The sequence below is a fragment of the Pseudomonas sp. 43A genome, from assembly GCF_013363935.1.
Lineage (GTDB): Bacteria > Pseudomonadota > Gammaproteobacteria > Pseudomonadales > Pseudomonadaceae > Aquipseudomonas > Aquipseudomonas crudilactis.
The window spans coordinates 590,561-609,272 of sequence record NZ_CP054880.1; the positions used below are offsets into that span (position 1 = coordinate 590,561).

Annotated in this window: 16 protein-coding genes; 11 read left to right on the top strand and 5 right to left on the bottom strand. The window is 52.6% G+C overall.

Annotation, left to right across the window (positions count from 1 at the left end):
* Positions 1 to 32: 32 nt before the first annotated feature.
* Positions 33 to 245, top strand: coding sequence for a hypothetical protein (locus HUW52_RS02565; protein WP_016986304.1), 213 nt, complete (start codon positions 33 to 35; stop codon positions 243 to 245).
* A gap of 187 nt (positions 246 to 432) precedes the next feature.
* Here the strand turns inward: HUW52_RS02565 and HUW52_RS02570 are convergent, their stop codons facing one another.
* Positions 433 to 2,526, bottom strand: coding sequence for a TonB-dependent siderophore receptor (locus HUW52_RS02570; protein ID WP_175552895.1), 2,094 nt, complete (start codon positions 2,524 to 2,526; stop codon positions 433 to 435).
* Positions 2,527 to 2,772: 246 nt separating this feature from the next.
* Between HUW52_RS02570 and HUW52_RS02575 the strand changes: the two genes are divergently transcribed.
* The 6 genes from HUW52_RS02575 to HUW52_RS02600 all read left to right on the top strand — a co-directional run bounded on the left by HUW52_RS02575 (position 2,773) and on the right by HUW52_RS02600 (position 7,469).
* Positions 2,773 to 3,441: a DsbA family protein gene (locus tag HUW52_RS02575; protein WP_175552896.1), complete on the top strand. Its 669-nt coding sequence runs from the start codon at positions 2,773 to 2,775 to the stop codon at positions 3,439 to 3,441.
* A gap of 297 nt (positions 3,442 to 3,738) precedes the next feature.
* The gene (locus tag HUW52_RS02580; protein ID WP_007909120.1) at positions 3,739 to 5,025 is read left to right on the top strand and encodes an OprD family porin; all 1,287 of its coding nucleotides are present in this window, start codon (positions 3,739 to 3,741) and stop codon (positions 5,023 to 5,025) included.
* 231 nt (positions 5,026 to 5,256) lie between these two features.
* Positions 5,257 to 6,003 carry a 2OG-Fe dioxygenase family protein gene (locus HUW52_RS02585; protein WP_102899570.1) on the top strand — a complete coding sequence of 249 codons (747 nt, stop codon included), beginning with the start codon at positions 5,257 to 5,259 and terminating at the stop codon, positions 6,001 to 6,003.
* Positions 6,004 to 6,082: 79 nt separating this feature from the next.
* Positions 6,083 to 6,460: a GNAT family N-acetyltransferase gene (locus tag HUW52_RS02590; RefSeq protein WP_175555635.1), complete on the top strand. Its 378-nt coding sequence runs from the start codon at positions 6,083 to 6,085 to the stop codon at positions 6,458 to 6,460.
* The gene (locus tag HUW52_RS02595) at positions 6,457 to 7,173 is read left to right on the top strand and encodes an AzlC family ABC transporter permease (RefSeq protein WP_016986310.1); all 717 of its coding nucleotides are present in this window, start codon (positions 6,457 to 6,459) and stop codon (positions 7,171 to 7,173) included. The genes HUW52_RS02590 and HUW52_RS02595 overlap by 4 nt, the downstream gene beginning before the upstream one ends.
* Entirely contained in the window at positions 7,152 to 7,469 is a 318-nt protein-coding gene (locus tag HUW52_RS02600; RefSeq protein ID WP_007909127.1) for an AzlD domain-containing protein, read from the top strand. Before HUW52_RS02595 ends, HUW52_RS02600 begins: the two co-directional genes overlap by 22 nt.
* Here HUW52_RS02600 and HUW52_RS02605 read toward each other — a convergent pair.
* The gene (locus HUW52_RS02605) at positions 7,386 to 8,312 is read right to left on the bottom strand and encodes a LysR family transcriptional regulator (protein ID WP_008080520.1); all 927 of its coding nucleotides are present in this window, start codon (positions 8,310 to 8,312) and stop codon (positions 7,386 to 7,388) included. The two genes, HUW52_RS02600 and HUW52_RS02605, sit on opposite strands and share 84 nt — an antisense overlap.
* A gap of 333 nt (positions 8,313 to 8,645) precedes the next feature.
* Here HUW52_RS02605 and HUW52_RS02610 point away from each other — a divergent pair, with 333 nt between their 5' ends.
* A complete protein-coding gene (locus HUW52_RS02610) occupies positions 8,646 to 9,053 on the top strand; it encodes an MbcA/ParS/Xre antitoxin family protein (RefSeq protein WP_175552897.1) in 408 nt (135 codons plus the stop codon).
* The gene (locus HUW52_RS02615) at positions 9,050 to 9,730 is read left to right on the top strand and encodes an RES family NAD+ phosphorylase (RefSeq protein ID WP_175552898.1); all 681 of its coding nucleotides are present in this window, start codon (positions 9,050 to 9,052) and stop codon (positions 9,728 to 9,730) included. Before HUW52_RS02610 ends, HUW52_RS02615 begins: the two co-directional genes overlap by 4 nt.
* Before the next feature lie 43 nt (positions 9,731 to 9,773).
* Here the strand turns inward: HUW52_RS02615 and HUW52_RS02620 are convergent, their stop codons facing one another.
* Positions 9,774 to 10,055: a DUF3077 domain-containing protein gene (locus HUW52_RS02620; protein WP_175552899.1), complete on the bottom strand. Its 282-nt coding sequence runs from the start codon at positions 10,053 to 10,055 to the stop codon at positions 9,774 to 9,776.
* Between the two features lie 475 nt (positions 10,056 to 10,530).
* On the opposite strand from HUW52_RS02620, the gene HUW52_RS30640 reads away from it, so the two are divergent.
* A complete protein-coding gene (locus tag HUW52_RS30640) occupies positions 10,531 to 10,707 on the top strand; it encodes a hypothetical protein (protein ID WP_371929234.1) in 177 nt (58 codons plus the stop codon).
* Between the two features lie 828 nt (positions 10,708 to 11,535).
* Here HUW52_RS30640 and HUW52_RS02630 read toward each other — a convergent pair.
* On the bottom strand, positions 11,536 to 14,910 hold the full coding sequence (locus tag HUW52_RS02630) for a VPA1262 family protein (protein WP_175552900.1): 3,375 nt from the start codon (positions 14,908 to 14,910) through the stop codon (positions 11,536 to 11,538).
* 582 nt (positions 14,911 to 15,492) lie between these two features.
* Between HUW52_RS02630 and HUW52_RS02635 the strand changes: the two genes are divergently transcribed.
* Entirely contained in the window at positions 15,493 to 16,134 is a 642-nt protein-coding gene (locus HUW52_RS02635; protein WP_175552901.1) for a BRCT domain-containing protein, read from the top strand.
* Between the two features lie 425 nt (positions 16,135 to 16,559).
* On the opposite strand, the gene HUW52_RS02640 is transcribed toward HUW52_RS02635, so the two are convergent.
* Positions 16,560 to 17,864, bottom strand: coding sequence for an RNA-binding domain-containing protein (locus HUW52_RS02640; RefSeq protein ID WP_175552902.1), 1,305 nt, complete (start codon positions 17,862 to 17,864; stop codon positions 16,560 to 16,562).
* Positions 17,865 to 18,712 lie beyond the last annotated feature (848 nt).

Consider the following 18,712-nt stretch of genomic DNA (forward strand, 5'->3'; position numbering starts at 1 on the left):
TAGCCGCTCATGAACGGGGAGAGAGCGCTGAAATGAACGCCGAAGTGAACGTAGTCAGCGAGCGGACGTTGCATCCCATGGCCGTTAACGGCGAATCGCTCCAGATTGTCGCGCACTGGTTGAAGTCCAATGGAACGCGTCAGATCAGGCAACCTGATCCGCGCCGGATGATGATCGAGCGTTACCCCGCTGACCTGTTCAGCGAGGCCGAACTGGACGCGTTGTGGGCTGTGATGGAAGGATAAGAACAACAACAGGGATTGGTCAAAGCGCTGCCGGGATGGCGGCGCTTTTTTATGCCCGACTGTTTTGTGAATACCCATTAAATGTGGGAGCGAGCTTGCTCGCGAAAGCGTCCGGTCAGTCAGCATCGTCGTTAAATGACCCACCGCATTCGCGAGCAAGCTCGCTCCCACAGGGATTTGTGTGAAATCAGAAACTGTAGGTGCCGGTCATCACAACGCTACGTGGCGCACCCGGTTGAATCTGATACTGGCTGGTCGCCGATGCGTAATACTCGCGATCGGTGATGTTGTTCAGCGCCCCGCGCAAATCCCAATCCTTGAAGCGGTAACCGACCAGTGCATCCCAGCGGCCATAACCCGGCAACACGGTGGTGTTGGCGTTATCGGCATAGCGCTGACCCACCAGGGTCAGACCGGTTTCACCGTACCAGCCCATTTCCGGTTTCCAGGTCAGGAACAGGCTGCCGTTGTGCTTGGCGACGTTGTTGATGCGTTTGCCTTCCAGGCCGTTGTTGTCCTTCTCGATCTTCGCGTCCTGCATACCAACGCCACCGCGCATGTACCAGTTGCCGACGAGGTTACCTGTGGCCGTCAACTCAATCCCGCGCGAACGTTGCAGACCGGACATCACCGTCAGGGTCGGGTCGTTTGGATCGGTGGTGCGGCGGTTGTAGAGTTCCAGGTCATAGATCGCCAGCGTGGTGCTCAAACGGTCATCGAACCAGTCACTCTTCACGCCGATTTCTTTCTGCTTCGTCAGCTCGGGACTGAGGTCGTTGGTGTTACCGGCCGCGCCCGGGGTGATGCCGATCAAGCCGCCGCCCACTGGTGAAAACGTCTTCGACCACGAGGCGTAGAACGAATGGTTCTGCAACGGCGTCCAGACCAGGCCGACGCGCGGGCTGGTGCTGTGGCTGTCGCGGTCTTCGGAGATGTTACGCAGCTTGTTGGTCGACTCGATATCGAAGGTGTCGTAGCGCAGGCCACCCAGCAGTTGCCATTGATCGTTCAGACGCAACTGATCCTGCACGTACACCGCACGACTTTCGACTTCTGTATGGCTACTGCTGGAAACCTGCATGCTGCCGGTGTGGCGCAGATCGCGGTTCGGGTTGTACAAGTCGAGCGACGGCACCGGCTGCGCGCCGGGCGTTCTGCCAGTGGCGGCGTTGTACAGCGTCGGATCGCGGCGCTGGCTGCCGATCTCGATGCCGGTCAGCAGACGATGTTCAAGGCCGAAGGTATCGAATCCGCCCTCGAGTTCAACGTTGTTATAGACGTTGCGGGTGGTCAGGTCCTGCTGCCAGTGCTGGCGCGTGACTTTGTTGGTCGCCGGCGTGTAACCGGTGAGGTAGGTGTTGTCGAAGTCGCTGTCGAGCTTGAACACGCCGAGGGTCTGGCGCAGTTGCCAGTTGTCGTTGATTTCGTAAGTGAGTTTCGAGCGCAGCGATTGCGACTTGTCATCGATGAAGTCGTGGTCGTTGCCATAGGTCGTGTCGCGACCGACATCCGCCGGGCGTCCGTTGACGCCGGGGATGCCACGATCCGGGGTGCGGTTGTAGCGGCTGTATTCGTATTGCACCAACCAATTCAGGTCCGGCGTCAGTTGCCAGCTCATCGACGGCGCGAACAATTGGCGATTGCCGCTGACACCGTCGCGGAAGCTGTCTTCGTCCATGTTGCCCATGTTCAGGCGCAGGCTGATGTTTTCGCTCGGGTCGCTGCTGAGGTCAGCGTAAAGGCTGCGCAAATCTTCGCTGCCAGCCTGAGCTTCGATGGTCGAGCGGCGGCCGAACTCCGGCGTTTTGCTCACGCGATTGACGATCCCGCCCTGACTGCCGCGACCATACAACACGGCGGCCGGGCCTTTGAGCACTTCGACGCGCTCGATGTTGTGCAGGTCGCGCTTGTACTGGCTGTCGTCGCGGATGCCGTCCAGATAGAAGTCGTTGCTGGCATCGAAGCCGCGGATGCGCAGGCTGTCGAAACGGGTGTCTGCGCTGCTGCTGACGTTGGGCATGCCGCTCAAGGCGTCGGCGATGTCATTGGTGCCGTAGTTGGCGACGTTCGAGGTCTTGATCGAATCAATGGCCTGCGGCACATAACGCACCGGCGTCGAAGTGCGGGTTGCGGTGTTGCTGAGCTTCACTCGCGGGTCATCGGCTTGCGCTTCGGCGCTGATCGCGGTGGCGGGTAATTCGGTCGCAGAGTAAGCAAAACCGCTGGACAGAAAAGCAGAAAGCCCAAGGGTGACGGGCGTGAGACGGAACGGGGCAGGCATTGAACAGCGCTTCCGAAAGGGTGGAGGAATTCGAACGCGCGAATGGTAATGCTTTGCATTTACTTCCGTTAATTATTCCTTATAAGTTCCCTTGCCTCATTGTTTCAATTTGTGTCCCGGTCGACACAATCTGACCGGTCGGCCAATTCGACCGATTCATGAAACAGACTGAAAGCCATTCCAGCGTTTTTCCGCATGAATGCGGGGACTAATCTGCCGCCATCAATTTTTTCCCGGAGTTTTCCGATGATTCTTCATTACGTCTACGACCCGCTGTGTGGCTGGTGTTATGGCGCCAAGCCGCTGGTTGAGGCCGCGCAACAGGTGCTGCCAGTGATTGCCCATGCCGGAGGAATGATGAGTGGCGCCAATCGCCAGCGTGTTTCCCCGCAATTGCGCGATTACGTCATGCCCCACGACCGACGCATTGCCGAGTACACCGGTCAACCGTTTGGCGAGGCGTATTTCGACGGTTTACTGCGCGATCACTCAGCCGTCTTCGATTCAACGCCACCGATTACGGCGGTCATGGCGGCCGAAGCCATAGACCGAGGCGGTTTGCGCATGCTGGGGCGGTTGCAGACCGCGCACTATGTGGAAGGGCGACGCATTGCCGATTCAGCCGTGCTGTTGGAATTGGCGATGCAGATCGGCTATGCGCAGGAAGATTTCCACATTGCGTTTGAGTCCGTTGATAGCGAGGGGCATATAAAAGCCAGTCGCCAGTTTTTGGCTCAATTGGGCGGCCAGGGTTTTCCAACGATTGCTCTGGAGCAGAACGGCACATTCCAATTGATCGACATCAGTCCCTGGCTGGGCAAGCCGCAGGCATTTGCCGACTGGTTGAAACAGGCAATCGTCCTTGATGAGCCAGGCGAAGTCTCTGCACTGTGTGCGATCGACGGCTGTGCGTGAGACGCACTGGATTCACTGGCTGTGTGCATTTCCCAGCAAGCAGTCAGCGCAAAATTTACGTTTCTTAGACGTTTTTTGCCTATTTAAAGACGATTCTTGAAATTGACACATTGTTCGGGGCGCGGCTACGATTCGGCCCAACGCCTGTGGCCAACCGCCATGACTCAAAACAAGGAGCAGGCCCGCCATCACATTATCGTGGGCGGGCCTTTTTGTTTCGGGGTGAATAAAAGAGTGCAAAAGCGCCGTTTCCGCCGTTCGACACAGCGCGTTTCAACCCGTAATAAGGAAAACAAAATGTTGAACAAGCGAATCAGTCTGATCGCACTGGGGATGTTGAGTGCTACTCAGGCCATGGCTAACGACCAGGCCGAGTCCAAGGGTTTTGTAGAAGACAGCAGCCTCAAAGTGCTGCTGCGCAATGCCTACATCAATCGTGATTACAAAGACGGCAACAAAGACAAGGCCGAGTGGGGCCAAGCGGCCATCGGTACGTTCTCGTCCGGCTTCACCCAAGGCACCGTGGGTGTCGGTGTCGACGCTTTCGGTCTGTACGCACTGCGTCTGGACGGCGGCAAGGGCCGTAGCGGCGCCGGTGGTATCGATTTCTTCAAGCAGGAAAATGACGGTCGCGCGAACCATGACATAGCGAAGGGCGGTGCAGCGGTGAAGTTCCGCTTCTCCAACACCGTGTTGACCTACGGCGACCAGATGCCGGCCCTGCCGGTGCTGAGCTACGACAATGTGCGTCTGCTGCCGGAAAGCTACACCGGTACCCTGATCACTTCCAAGGAGATCAAAGGCCTGGAACTGAACGCCGGTCGTTTCACCGCCGAATCGCGCAAGAGCGACGAAGGCCGTGACAGCGGCGGTCTGAAGTCGATCAACGTGTTGGGCGGTAGCTACCAGTTCACTGAAAACTTCAAAGGTGCGTTGTACGCTTCCGACGTCGAAGACGTATTGAAGAAACAATACGTGAACGCCAACTACGTGTTGCCGTTCAACAAGGACCAGTCCCTGACACTGGACTTCAACGGTTACCGCACCAAGCTGGACAACTCTTATGTCCGCGAAAACGGTGTTACCGGCGACGACAACAAGATCTGGAGCCTGGCCGCAACCTTCGCTACCGGCCCGCACTCGTTCACCGTGGCGCACCAGCGTTCCACCGGCGACAGCAACCTGGGTTACGCCTACGGCGGTTACCAGAAAGATCAAGGTCGCGTCGGTGACGGTGGTAACTCCATCTACCTGGCCAACTCCTACTGGTCCGACTTCAACGCTGAAGACGAACGTAGCTGGCAATTGGGCTACGGCCTCGACTTCGGCGCATTCGGCGTACCGGGCCTGAGCTACAACTTCGCTTACGTGCGTGGCGACAACATCACCACTTCCACCAGCGAAGGCGGTACCGAGCGCGAGATCTTCAACCAGTTCAAATACGTCGTGCAGTCTGGCCCGGCCAAAGACCTGAGCGTGAAATTGCGCAGCTCGATCCTGCGTGTTTCGCAGAAATCCAGCGAGTACAACGTCAGCGGTAACGAACTGCGCGTATTCGTGGATTACCCGATCAACATCTTCTGATGCCTGATCAAGTGTAAGAAACATGAGAAAAACCCCGACTGGTTCGGGGTTTTTTTTGACGATTTTTCGATGAAAACCGGAAAAAACCGGTGTTTTTGTCATGTAAAAGTTGTTTTTGAGGCGCTGCAAACGCCGTTTCAAGCAGGGCTTTAAATGCCTGAAATTCTTTCTCATGGACGCAAATTCTCCACCTAATAGATTAGGCCGCTCAACGCAGCGGAGAATTTGGTAATGATCGTTTTGAACAGAGAAGTGGGCGAATCGCTACGGCGCGACAAATATGTCAACGTCCAGGGTGGTGACTTCAATCTCTACGGTCATTTTGCCGACTTCGTCAGACTGACCAAAAGTTGGGAAAACATGGAGCCTGACAGTTACTACGGTCAGGCCGAAGCCGGCATGCGTTACCGTCGTTACAGCGACTTTGAGTACAACCCCAAGACTCGCGAGCTCAAGCAACTCGAGCATCGCGCGTACGTGCAGTCGAAAGAGAACAACGCCTATGTTGGCGGCCTGGTACGACATTTCCAGGACTTCTCCGATGAAGTGATTACTTCACCGGTGATGCGCAGCCTGATCGACACCGATTTCGAAGTGTACAAAAGCGTACTGCCGGAAGAGCTACACGATGAAATCTGGCAGTGCCAGATTCATCAGATCCGCATCGAGATCAAACCCGGCAAACAACTGGAAATCACCCCTGAAGGCATTCACTGCGACGGCTATCCGTTCAGCGGTGTGCACTTCTGGGGCCGCAACAACGTCGAGGGCGCGGAGAGTCGTCTGTACGACATCCACGAGCATCAACTGGCGTCGACCACCTACGAGGAAATTCTCGATACCACCTACTTCCTCGATCGCGACATGCGTCACTACGTGACCCCGGCCCGCAACACGCACACGCATGCGATGGCTTACCGGCAGATTCTGGCGATCTCCTTCTCGCGGCCCGGGACCGCTTTCGACATTGTTCGCTAATCAGATCACCCCAATCGACGGCGTCGAGTGTTCGACGCCGGTGGTGCTGCGACGCGCCACGGCCAAGGATGCGCAACGCATGGAGCGTTTCTTCCGTCAGTTCGACGAAGTGTCCTTCTGCGAATGGCAGGACGCCAAGTGCCTGCGCGGCGTGCTGATCCAGAAAACCACCACGGCCTATCTCGCCTTCGACGTCGCCGGCGAAATCGTCGGCGCGGTGCTCGGTGGCATGCTCGGCAGCCGCGGCACGATCAATCATCTGGCCGTCAGCCCGTGCTATCGCAGCCAGGGTGTCGGTCAACGACTGGTTGAAGCCGCGTCGTCCGACATGAAGCGCGTCGGCGTGTTACGGATGTTTCTGTTCGTTGACGATGCTAACCTCGCGGGCAAGCGATTCTGGACTGCCCAGGGTTTTTGCGAACCCCACGGCGAACGGACATTTGAGAGGGATCTATGAATGAAACGTCCGGCAGTGCGCCGCTGATGGCTGCCCATCAGCCGTCGCGCACGTTTGCCGAAGCCAGCCCGGTGGTCGCTGGGTATTTCACGGTGTCATTCGTGTTCGGGCTGATGGCCGTCAACGCCGGGTTACCGATGTGGTTGCCGGTAGCGATGTGCTTGTTCGTGTATGCCGGCGCTTCGCAATTCGCCGCACTGGCGCTGATCTCCAGCGGTGCATCGCTGACGACCATTGTGCTGACCACGTTCCTGATCAACGCGCGCCACATGTTGATGTCGGTGTACATGGCCAAGGCCCTGCGCGCACTCGGCTTGAGTCGCATGGAACGTTGGGCTTACGCCGGTGGCCTGACCGATGAATCCTTTGCGTTCCACAGCGTCAAACTCGGCACTGGCGCGCCGGTCAACGTGCGCTATCTGATCGGTTTCAACCTGTTCTGCCACACCTCGTGGGTGCTCGGTGGATTGTTGGGTGCAGTCTGCGCGCAATACGCGGCGCACCTGATCAAATATCAGCTCGACTACGCACTGACGGCGATGATGCTCTACGTGCTGGTGTCGCTGTGCAATACGCGCAACAAACTCATCGCCGCCGGGGCTGCGGTGCTGTGCATGGGCGCGTTGAGTCTGGTTGGCAGCTCGCCGTTCAATGTGTTTATCGCCACGTTTGTGGGCTGCGGAGTGGGTGTATGCCTGACCAAACGTTCCTGATTCTGGTAGTCGCGCTGATGATGGCGGTGACCTTTCTGCCGCGCGCCCTGCCGCTGCAAGTGAATACCGAGCACTGGCCGCCGTTTATCGCGCGGGCGCTGGAATACCTGCCGGTGGCGATCGTCGCTGCGATCAGCCTGACTCCCTTGTTGATCAAGGATCAGCACATACAGCTCGATCGCCCGGAATTCTATGCCGCGATTCCGACGTTGTTATGTGCGTATTTCAGCAAAAACCTCTTTCTCAGTGTGGCGGTTGGGACGGCTGCGTACATTGCGCTCGGCTCGTTCATGTAGCGGTAGGTCGACGACGTCACTCAAGGCCTGGCTGGACAACTCCGGATTGTTCACCGCCAGGCGCACTTCAAGGAAATCCTCGAAACCGGGGAAAATCGTCAGGCCGTTCTTCTGCGCAGCCTCGCGCGAGACCATGCCGACCGCGTCCATCTGCGTGATCAACGACAACGTCAACGTTTCACTGCACGAATAAACCATGCGCTGACCGTTCTCGTGATTGCCCAGTCCGGCGTCGAGAAAACGCAAAAAGCTGTGGGAATACGGACAATCTTCCGCAGGACGCACCTGAAACTTATTGCCCAGCAACGTCAGCGGATCGTTCTCCTGACCGCAGTGCGCACCGACCACTTGCACCTGCACATCGGGCAGGACGATGCTCGGCAAACCCGGCCGTTGCGGGCCGATCAGCACCGCAAGGTCAAAGTCTTCGTTCTTCAGCTTGCTGAGGTTTTCCATCGACTCGGCGTAGCTGAACTCCATCTGATAATCGGGAAATACCTCAATCAGGCGTCCGATCATTCGCCGGTTGAAGTCAGGCGACAGGGTGTTGTTCAACGCAACCTTCAACGTGCGCTGGCCCGGCACTTTCAGTGCCTCGACCTTCTCTTCCATCTGTCGCGTGGCAATCAGCACTTTGTCCATATACGGCGTCAGCTCAGTGCCTTGCGGCGTCAGCGTCAGTCCTTTGTTGGAACGTCGAAACAAGCGGAAACCGAACTGCTCTTCGACCTTGTTCAACTGCGCGGCCAACGCCTGCACAGTCAGGCACGAATGCTCGGCTGCGGCCGACAACGAGCCGGTCTGCACGATGCGCATGAGGTTGCGTAAGGTTCTGCTATCCATGGGTAATGCCCTCTGAAGTGGGCTGGGTATTGTTGTTTACGAGACTGCCGGTCAGGCGCCATATGCTGGCTATATTCCTGTACCTGAGCATAGTTGTCGCGGGTTTAGTAGCGAATCGATGTCTCCGCCGATGGCTGGAGGCTGACACAGGATCGGGGTTTTTGGTGACGTGGGGGTGATGGGGGTCAAAATAAGTGCGTGGTTTTGGTGCGTGGGAGGGGGGTTTGGCGAAGATTTATGTCGAAATTCTTATTCGCTTATGTATTAAAGATTAGTTTTTATCCGTATCTGTACTAGGCTCATATTCAGGTTCCTAATCAAGGAGGCGGCCACATGACCACCTCACCGCAGGCTGTAACCCCTCGCGAACAGCGCTACGCCCCCGAAGCCGGTCGCGTAGCGCTGAAGTTCTTCTTCAACCTCATGGAACGTTGGGGTTGCAGCGCCGAGCAGCAACGCACGCTGCTGGGCGGCGTCGGCAACACCACTTTCTACAAATACAAACACCTGCCGAACATACGTCTGCCTAACGACACCCTTGAGCGCATCTCCTACCTGATGGGTATTCACAAGGCGCTGAGTATCATCTTCAGTAATAACCGCGAGCGTGCCTACACGTGGGTTAATAGTCCGAACACGGCAGCGCCATTCAATGGCCGAACGGCGCTGGATTACATGCTGGCCGGACGCGTGGTCGATATCGCCGATGTGCGCCGCTACCTCGATGGGGTGCGCGGTTGAAGGCGCCCGATTTGGTTGATGTGCAATGGCCGCGAGCCTATCGGATCGTCAACAGCAGCTTCCCGCCGATTGCGTTGTTCGAAGACGTGCTCGATCCCGAAGACCTGGAAGTTGCCTACGCGCTGGAAGCGCTGACCAACGATCGCCTGATCGAACAGGCTGGGGTTCTCGCCCGAGTGCGTCCCGAAGATCGACTTTCCGGTCCCGGCTCGACTCCGGTGATGGCTGCGTTTACCCACATCGGCAAACGCAGTCGTTTCTGCGATGGCACCTTCGGCGTTTACTACGCCGCGAGCAGCCAGGCGGCTGCCATCGCTGAGACCTGTTATCACCAGGAACGATTTCTTGCGGCGACTCAGGAAGCGGATCTTGAGTTGACCATGCGCACTTACGTCAATCGGGTGGTTAAACCGCTGCACGACATTCGTCACGATCACCCCGAGCTGCACAATCCGGATCCCGAGGCTTATGGGCCGTCTCAGCTATTCGCCCGTCAACTGCGCGAAACCGAGTCGTGGGGACTGCTCTACAACAGCGTCCGCCTGCCGGGCCACGAATGTGTCGCCGCGTTTAGACCTCCAGCGGTATCCATTCCGAAGCAGGGCAAGCATTTGCGGTATGTGTGGAGTGCGAGTCAGCAGAAGATTTCGTTTGTGCTTGAGATCAGTCAGGTCTGAAACGCAAAAAGCCCTCGCATCGGCGAGGGCTTCACGTGGCTGATTACATCAACGGCTTGTCCGACGGCGCATCCATCACTTTCACGACATCATCGATCAACGCCTTGCTCAACTCCTGCAGATACTGCGAGGCATAAGCGTGAAGGTCAGGATCGCGCGCGACTGAAGAATCCGCAGTGAGTAGTCGAGAGATGTGAAGCAAGTGTGAGGCGTGGGAAAGGGCGGCGATTACCGGCACACCACGATTGGTGCGGAACATCGCTTGATTGGATTGAAAGGAAAAGTGGGTGAGGCCGAGGGTTTTCAGATCTTGAGAGTTGGTCATTTCGCTTCACCTGCCTTTCGAGAAGGGCGGCGTGAAGTGACCGGGGGTACTGACGGATCAATGGCATTCATTTGTGAACTCCCTGTATCAAATGAGAGCTGCCATTTCGTTCTCAGGCGAAAAGGTGGCAGCTATGCGCAGGCTGAGAAACCGGAGATACAGGAACCCGGCAGACCCGAAGGTCTCCCACGCACAGCCGCCATTACACGTGAATGCGGACACAAAAAACGCCGGCAATCGTGGGGGGTTGGGGCGCTGTTGCGCCTGTATCTTACGCGGGTTCTCAGGCCCGGTCGCTGAATTGGCAGCGACGAACTGAACGGTAGCTTGAGGGAGAGCCGATGCACAATCGTGGCCAGTAGTGGCTTTGCCTGGCTTCTCGTTACAACAAATTTCTCAGGGTTTAGCGGCATGCGTTTTGTCGGTCACGACTTGTCCTTAACCTTTTCTAAGCAACAAAACGAGGAGATCAGCGATGGTCGATGAACTGGAGCAATTCCAGCAGGACTTGCTGGAGTCTGTACGTCAGATGAAGTCCGGTGAGGCTGTGTGCGTAACCCACGTACCGTTTTCTGCGGCGGAAGAACCGAGCGTCGAAGCGCCAAGCGATATTGGATTGGGAAGCCTGATTTCCATTGAGTCCGCCAGTTAAGGACACTGAGAAAAGTTGCTTAACCTATTACACCTTTTTATGGGCACGCCATAATTATTGCCAGTTCATAATTTGGCATAAAAGCGGAAACCCGGGCATTTTGCGCAAAAGCCGTGCTTTGTGGGAGAAGGGCGTCTGGCGATTAGATCGACGTGTGCGGAGGAGGTGCGCTATTTCTACTGAATCTGAAATGCAGCTAAAAATTTAAACACCCAGAAACAACAAAGGCCCGCATTTCTGCGAGCCTTCGTTTTGTATGGTGCCGGCACCAGACAGACGGTATGTTCCTGTGAAGCCAAGATTTCCGGACGTCTGGATTTCGGTGGAAAATTCGATGTACCCCAACTAGTAACTATAAATAAATCAGCTTGTTGTGGCGTTCGGTGGAATCGAAGCGGGGATTGTTGAGATGTAGCGCATTTTTGGTCTGCACATAAAATGTCCGGAGGAGCTCCAAGCATGATTTAACTCGAGAGTTTAAGTGCTGCCCATTATTCCCATGGGCAACGGCCAAAATCCGAAAAATAGCCGTGATAACCTCGCGACTGGCTCTATATTTTCCAAAGCCCATCGCCTTGTCGCTGCCATCGCGCAGCCTCACCGAAGCAAAACTACAGTAATACCAGCTGTCGATTAATTTGCGTAGGTTGGCGGGCTGTGTGGATGGGTTAGTGAGGCTTAGCCAACTTCAATCGACACCAGATGTTAGTTCCCTTCCGCGGGAAGGAGTTTCTTTCGCGGAAGGGAGCTTGCTCCTTTGGGATTGAGTCATAGAAGATTTAGAATTCGTTAACAGACTCAGTAACAGAGTTTAAATTTGTAGCTCAATCATTGTGCCGCACATGCAAGACTGAGTTTGTATTTTAAAGGTGAGCGGTGTAATTGAGCCGGGTCTGTCATCGCATATCTAACTAGTGTTTCGTTACCAAATAGCTCCCAGTCATGTTTGGAACGTCGGTCTATTATGACTTTGCTATCATTGGAAAGTGCTTCAAATAAATGTTTAGAATCGGAATCAATAAGTGCTAACCTCTCGCTGAGGGCGTAAATCCATAGATTTGTTTGATGTGCTTTTAAGTATTTTGAACAGTTGATCTCTTGTCCAAATGGCTGGCGAACCACGCGCGCGCAGGCATCAAATGCTTTCCTCAAGTATTCACTGATTTTCTTTTGCGTGGAGCTGTCTAAGTACTCAAACATCAGTACCAATTCGTCTGAGAACGCTCCTTCAGCGGGAACTCGGAAGCTGAGATGCTGACCTTCGAGTGCGTTATTCCAGTTTCTTACTAGTTCATTAGTCCAAGCGAGTGCTACCTGCTGGATAGATATTTTGTTTTTTTGAATCATTTCCAGTAGCAAGCTTTCCAAAATCCACGTTGTTGAGTGGTGTAAGTCTCCGCAGTTATCTCTGAGTAGGTCCAGTAGTTTGCTGAAGAAATCACTTGTTATATTGTCAGGGCTGGATTCTGTTATCTTTTCTATGATGAGTTCTTGGAACTCAGAGCTATAGTGATTGCCTTCGTTTAGTAGCCAGTATAATGAGAAAGTTTTTTTGTCTCCGTAGAGGTTATGTGGGCGTTCGATAATATTTATATCGCCACCCTTACGCAGATGACTATCCAAAATGGATAGACCTATCCAGTTTGCTGCGCAGATCTTGCTACCTAACAACGATAGCAGTTGCTCTTCGTTGTGGTGAAATTGGAGGGTGAATTGTGCCCAGCGCAATACGCATGTCAGCAGCGCTAACCTCCTTGTGTCGTTCTTTTCAGGGTGCTTTGCTATGCGGTCGAACCACTTTATAAGTTCGGAAGGGTTTCTAAGCCATAGAATTTTTATAGCATAGAAATCGCCCCACGCGACTTCAGGGAGGGAATCGAAGAAAAGTCTACTGGGGTCTTGGCGAGAAGTAAGTAAACTGAAAAAGTTTTCTGCGAGATAGTGCTCAATCTCGATTGCCCTACCTCTATGTGGAGGCGGAGTAGCATCGCTCCGTCCTGGTTCAAGATAGGCTATTAATTGTTCCGAAATTTTTTGAGGGATAGGAGGTTGTTCATTTTCATAAATTTGACCGGCTTGGCTGTTTGCCAAGAAGTATCCGATAGAGTTCCACGCTGAGTCAAAGTCTTCTAGTGGTAGACCATCAGTCCAAAACTTTGACGGCAGACTTGAAAAGTGTTTTTTATCCAACCCTTCGTCGTTTAATAATTCTCTGGCTATAAGCTTGTCTTGTAGGTTGTCTCCGTGTAGGCCCGCTAGTTCGGGAAGATCGAACCACCATGCCATTACGTCTCCGGAACGAAGTGAATCATAGGGTGTCAAGTACCGCAGTTCAGCAGTTTTAACTTGTTTTGACTGCTGAGTGGTTGAATCATAAAGTATAGTGGCTTTGTCAGGGCTTGTATCTACATGGAGAGAGCTCTGAATGATATTGTCCAAGTAGTTGAATGTGTCGGGTAGTACGTCGAGCGGAATGGGTGTAATAAGTAAAGGGTGGTTTTCGTTGGCGCGCTGAATCGAGTTGGATAGATGAAAGCCCGCAATAGGTTCACCAGTTTGTGAACGTATCAAAATCATCCTGTCATGCAGTTTTTCTGATGGAAGACTGAGTACTCGTAATCTGATACTTCCGAAATTGTCTGACCATAACTTACATTGTTGAATCATTACCTTCAATCGAGTTGGTCTTGTCTTGTCTTGAAGGATTTTTTTTCTTTTGCTTTGGCTTAAAAATGCCTCGCTACCTTTGTTGGCAGGACGCAGCAAATTCTTAGCTCTTTTAGCAAAAGCAGGTCGGGGCGGTTTCGGAAGATTTCCTGTGATGACTAAGTAATCTCCAGCATTGGAACCGAGCGTATTTAGAAGATCTATCCCCACATCTTCCATAAAGGGGTCGATCCAAGCAATTTGCGTATTTGGGAAAAGATCAAATATTTTTCGTAGCCATTCAGCTAAATCAAGTCGACTAACAACTCTATCTGATAATTTTGGAAAAAAGCGACCTTGCGACTTCTTGGGTATGCATCCAGAGATCGTATTCTCAGCAGAATGATTTATATCTACCCAAAGATCGGTATTGCTATCACCAATTTTCGAATGGGATTTCGCGCTGCTTCGGTTGATCTGTGTAGCTTGGGAAACCCGTCCGAGTTCTTGGATGGGAACCTGCTTAGAGAGCCAGTCTGTATTGATTTTTACACGCAAATTCTCAACGACATTCATAGTTAAATTCATCTGCCGGAAATAGTGGCCTCCAATATTAATGCACGGATAAATCTCTGAAGAATCTTCAGTTTCAGCATGCACCTCGAGAGTGTAGGCCGTAGCGATTCGATGCTTGAATTCGCTTATGTAAAATATTTCGGTATGTGGGTATTCACACTCTTTTTTTATAGTTGAGCTATGAGTGCTAAGCAGACAGTTATCGCTCCAAGCCCGGATAGTAATCACCAGTCTGCATGGGGTATAAGTTAAGCGTTCACTAAGAGTGAAGGTAGTAATGTCGCCCTTTGTTTGGAAAACGTATTTTTTTGATTCGTTTCGAGTCAGACTAGGAGCGACTATGAGCTCCAAGTCGCCAAGGCGCCATGTGTCTAATGTAGAAAAATCCATCCCTGTATCGGATTTCAGTGCTTCGCAGGCCAACTTTGCAATTAATCTACTGTTTTTGTCTCTGATGTCAAATAAGCTGCTTTTTCGACTTGAAGATATTGCTGCGCTATTTACGCTGGCAAGTGATGTAGGGCTTAACCTTTTGACGAAGCTCCGGAAATAATCTCTTCCGGGTAGATGCATCACTGGCCGGACAATAAAATCTAGACCAAAACTAAATGACGAGATTCTTTTGTGTAGTCTTGCATCCATTTTAAGTTCATGCTTGCTACTCAAGCCTCCCAGAGTCATGCCGTTACCGATATCAGCAAGCAGTGCTCTCATATTTGAAGCAGAGGTGTAAAGATTTACAGGTAATACACCAACAGAAACATCATCATTGATAGGGCTAAATTCGTCGAGATTAGCTGCTGCCCACTTGTCTGATTTGAAGGTTCCTGAAGTAACTCTTCCATACAGAAATTGATTATCAATGTTGGTTTTTGTCTTTATTCGAAGAATCCAAATCTGTAAGGTGCATGCACTTTCGTTATCTCCAATAATGGAATCCAATCGTTTGTCGGTAAGAAGATTCTCGTATCCTTGAATCATTTATAAGTTCCGTGATGGCTGTGTTAGTGAGAAATCTCAATAGTGGCAGATAGTAACATCGCTATGCGATTATGATGTCATTTTGCCTCATTGGCTCCGCCTAGGATTCGATAATCAGGTGACTTGAAGATATGTGATCCATGATCCCGTCTGCCGCGAATTGGAAACCAAGGTTGTCGTGGCATCTCTGGTTAGCTGCCCCACGACAGCAACGCCTCAAAGACCGAGCCCCCATCACACCTCCAAGCGCCGAGTGACATATCGAGCCGTGAGCTCGTAGTAATGCTGTGTGCCCTCAACGCGCTGTTTCAGGCGGTGCGTCAGAAACCACTTCAGATGCTTCCGCTTCCCGCCCTAAGGCGTCTCCCGCTGGCACCGCTCTGCGATTGCAGCATGGATAACCTGCGCCTGCCGCGAATGCCGCTGCCGCGTCGCATGCGACCCATCGGGAAAAGGGGACGGATTTATTTCCTCGATCAAAAAATGGGGGGCCGTGCGCAGGAGTGCTAGGTTTGAACACAACATTTCCCCAACCGGTAATGCTTCAGTGTTGAACCGATACCCATCCTAAGGAACCCCGTAATGGACCTACACAACGAGTTCGAAAACAGCAAATTCTTCCACCACGCCCGTATCGATCGACGCGCCGCCGATGCCTTGGTGGGACTGGCCGCGGGGATTACGGCGGACGGTGTCGTGAACACCAACGAAGCGGTTTTCCTAAAGCAATGGTTGGAAAACAACCTCGCCCATCTAAATGACCCGGTGATCAATCTGTTGTATTCGCGTCTGGCGTCCATGCTTCAGGACGATGCTCTGGACCCGGACGAGTCTCTTGAGCTGCTTAACATCCTGCGTAGCTTTTCTGGCCTGGGCATTGAGAGATCGAAGGTCGGCGAAGCTGTTGCCATTACTCCCACGGACCTTCCCTTCAATTCCCCAGCCCCTGACTTGGTGTGGGATGGCCGAATGTTTGTATTTACAGGCGTCATGGCCTTTGGGCCACGCAAAGATTGCCAGGCATTGGTCGAGGAGCGTGGCGGTTTGATTGGTGGTGGGGTGAGTAAGAAGGTGCATTACCTGGTGGTCGGCAGCGTGGGTAATGAGCAGTGGCGCCACAGCACCTACGGAACGAAGATCATGAAGGCAGTGGAACTGCGAGAGGCGGGTGCTTCGATTGCTATTGTGGGTGAGGATCACTGGCAAAAGATGTTGTTTGGTTGAGCGGGTCCAGGAAAAGGCTGCCGATTGTCCTGACTGGAAGATTGTCGGTGGGTTTGATGGCCTCATCGCGATCAAGCTCGCTCCCACTGGTTTTTCAGGGTGTGGAGGAAAGTGAACACCCCAGAAACAACAAAGCCCTCGCATTTCTGCGAGGGCTTCGTTTTGTATGGTGCGGCACCAGACGAACGGTAGTAGTAGGCGGGGCTAGGTTTTCTGCGGGTCTGGAATTCGGTGGAAAAATTTGGTGTACCCCTAATAGTAACTATAAATAAATCGGCTCGTCATGGCGGTCAGTGGAATCGAAGCCGGCATTTAAAAAGTGTCCTTTGCATTGTCGACTTGTAAGATTTTTTTTGAATTCGTGTCGCTAAATTAAAGCGCGTTGCGCTGACACCAAGTCCAATATTATAGTATTTAGAGAAATTTTAGAAAGATGGCTCGACACCCACTCGTCTCAGTAGCTCACATTGAATTTCTACTGCGGACAATCGTCGTTTTCCTGCGTCAGTTTTAACGTAAACTTCTTGACTCCCCGTTGCGAATAGCAGGGTACGGCGAATTGCTGGGATTCTCACCTCGACAAGATATAGGCCGTCAATAATTTTCATACCGTCACTTACGGGATGCAATTCTATTTGATAAGCAGTCGGTGCTATCGCTGGCGCAATTTTATGGAGCTTCTCTGTGACGACTCGCCGAAGCTCATCACATTCTCGCTCTGACAAAGACACACCAATAATAGATAAGTCTTCGTCACGAACACCCCAATATATTGAGCCATTTTGCGAAACTCCAGCATTCATGAACGCTACTGCATATTGATCGACAAGTGATTTTATTGACCCAATTGGATTATTTCCTTTTATCTCCTTCAGTTCGCAAATGCGACTCTCTTGGTCCGGGAATTTAGCTCCTTTTATCCACGCTGGAGTTTGCCTCCGTCTGCGCCCAGTGCTTTGTGGCGCGAAGAGACGGTTGTTGTAAGCCGCCAACGCATCTGACCTCCTCTCAGGTTGAAAAATTTCGATGGATGTGCCATTTACGAAAAAGTCTTCCCGGTTAGTGAAAATAATTACTTGGGAAAGTTTTGCTATTTCGTTTAGAACCTCAACTGCAAAGCCCCGAGTTGGCTGATCCCAATGCATCCCGAGGCCATCTATCAAAAGCGGCAGACTTGATTTTGTCTTTTTCCGTATAGCTAGCTCTCGCACAACGAGAGCTAAGTCGTGCTCACCTCGTGACCCGATATATTGATTGGATGACCAGTTGTTACGCATCTGTAACCACCGCTCGTGATACTTGATACCTTCCGGTAACTCGCTTTCGATTACTTTCAGATCGTCATTTATCAGGTCGTGCGATTCGCCTCCTTCCGCTAGAACCAGGCGCGCCCCGTAAGGGTCACTCATTGTAGCTAAGATTTGAATCGCCAATGGACATGGCTCCTGTGAAACGGAGACCGTCCCAGGCGAGTTCTCTGTGACATAAAGCGTCGCCATCTCAGTAAAAAAACTTTCCATCAGTGTGACTGATACCTCTGACGGTCCAGTGGCACCTTCGCGAATCTGGACAGCAGGCCGCCCCACGATCGCAGCAATTATGGCACCACAAAGCTGAGTCTTCCCGGTTGCGTTGGCCCCCACTATCATGTTGATGGCAGCCCCCGAAAATTCGAAATCTGCCTTGGAAAATGGACCAAAGTTTCTAAGCGAGACGTGTTTTACATACATATCTGATCCTTTAAGCTCGTAGTTCGGCTTGCAGACGTTCGTTTTCACCCAGCTTGGGCCGGTTGTTGACTCTCGCCTAGTCGTTGAGCTGCCAAGATTTTCCTAAGCGAGTCGTGAGCAAGTGCATGGTCAGCAGATAGTCATAGCACGTCGATCCAGCGTGGTGGCGCACGTAGTGATTTAGAAACCATACAAAATGCTTTCGCTGCCAGCCACATGGCTATCTCGGTTCCAGCGATCACCGATTACCGCTGGAATTGTCTTTGCCTGGTAGGTGACGCTGGTGCATGGAATGCGACCCGGTCAAAACACCTGCCTGGAACGGCTCCATATCGAATGGCTTGCTCATGCGCGAAATGGGGTGTCTGCGCGCAGTGGTGCTAGCTTTGAACACCTGCTTGCTAATGCTTCGGTAGAGCTAATACCCACCCCAAGGAAAATACGTAATGGATCTACACCAGACGAACGGTATCTAGGGCGGAGCTAGGTTTTCTGCGGGACTGGAATCCGATGGAAAATTTGGCATACCCCAATCCGTAACCATAAATGAATCAGCTAGTTATGGACTGAAGCGGAATCGAACTCGGGAGTTCCTTTCTTGTGATTGGGGTCCTTGACTCCTATCTCGAACGCAGCTTCACAAGCTCAGGGTATGCGCATGTTGTTGGGCCGAGTTGAACCCTTACGGTAGACAGGTGTAATGGCATAATGATAACTTTTCAGCTCTACCGGTGAGCTAATCAGTAGGCGGTGCTTTGTGGCTGGAGCCGAATAAGGTGCAGATCATCTAGTAAAAGTTTCAGCTTACTGGTCAGTATTATTGTTCACATATCGGAGTCATCAAAAGA

Bases quoted from the DNA above. Each gene is read 5' to 3' on its own strand.
- HUW52_RS02565 (WP_016986304.1), top strand. From the start codon at position 33: ATGAACGCCGAAGTGAACGTAGTCAGCGAGCGGACGTTGCATCCCATG.
- HUW52_RS02570 (WP_175552895.1), bottom strand. From the start codon at position 2,526: ATGCCTGCCCCGTTCCGTCTCACGCCCGTCACCCTTGGGCTTTCTGCT.
- HUW52_RS02575 (WP_175552896.1), top strand. From the start codon at position 2,773: ATGATTCTTCATTACGTCTACGACCCGCTGTGTGGCTGGTGTTATGGC.
- HUW52_RS02580 (WP_007909120.1), top strand. From the start codon at position 3,739: ATGTTGAACAAGCGAATCAGTCTGATCGCACTGGGGATGTTGAGTGCT.
- HUW52_RS02585 (WP_102899570.1), top strand. From the start codon at position 5,257: ATGATCGTTTTGAACAGAGAAGTGGGCGAATCGCTACGGCGCGACAAA.
- HUW52_RS02590 (WP_175555635.1), top strand. From the start codon at position 6,083: ATGGAGCGTTTCTTCCGTCAGTTCGACGAAGTGTCCTTCTGCGAATGG.
- HUW52_RS02595 (WP_016986310.1), top strand. From the start codon at position 6,457: ATGAATGAAACGTCCGGCAGTGCGCCGCTGATGGCTGCCCATCAGCCG.
- HUW52_RS02600 (WP_007909127.1), top strand. From the start codon at position 7,152: ATGCCTGACCAAACGTTCCTGATTCTGGTAGTCGCGCTGATGATGGCG.
- HUW52_RS02605 (WP_008080520.1), bottom strand. From the start codon at position 8,312: ATGGATAGCAGAACCTTACGCAACCTCATGCGCATCGTGCAGACCGGC.
- HUW52_RS02610 (WP_175552897.1), top strand. From the start codon at position 8,646: ATGACCACCTCACCGCAGGCTGTAACCCCTCGCGAACAGCGCTACGCC.
- HUW52_RS02620 (WP_175552899.1), bottom strand. From the start codon at position 10,055: ATGACCAACTCTCAAGATCTGAAAACCCTCGGCCTCACCCACTTTTCC.
- HUW52_RS30640 (WP_371929234.1), top strand. From the start codon at position 10,531: ATGGTCGATGAACTGGAGCAATTCCAGCAGGACTTGCTGGAGTCTGTA.
- HUW52_RS02630 (WP_175552900.1), bottom strand. From the start codon at position 14,910: ATGATTCAAGGATACGAGAATCTTCTTACCGACAAACGATTGGATTCC.
- HUW52_RS02635 (WP_175552901.1), top strand. From the start codon at position 15,493: ATGGACCTACACAACGAGTTCGAAAACAGCAAATTCTTCCACCACGCC.
- HUW52_RS02640 (WP_175552902.1), bottom strand. From the start codon at position 17,864: ATGTATGTAAAACACGTCTCGCTTAGAAACTTTGGTCCATTTTCCAAG.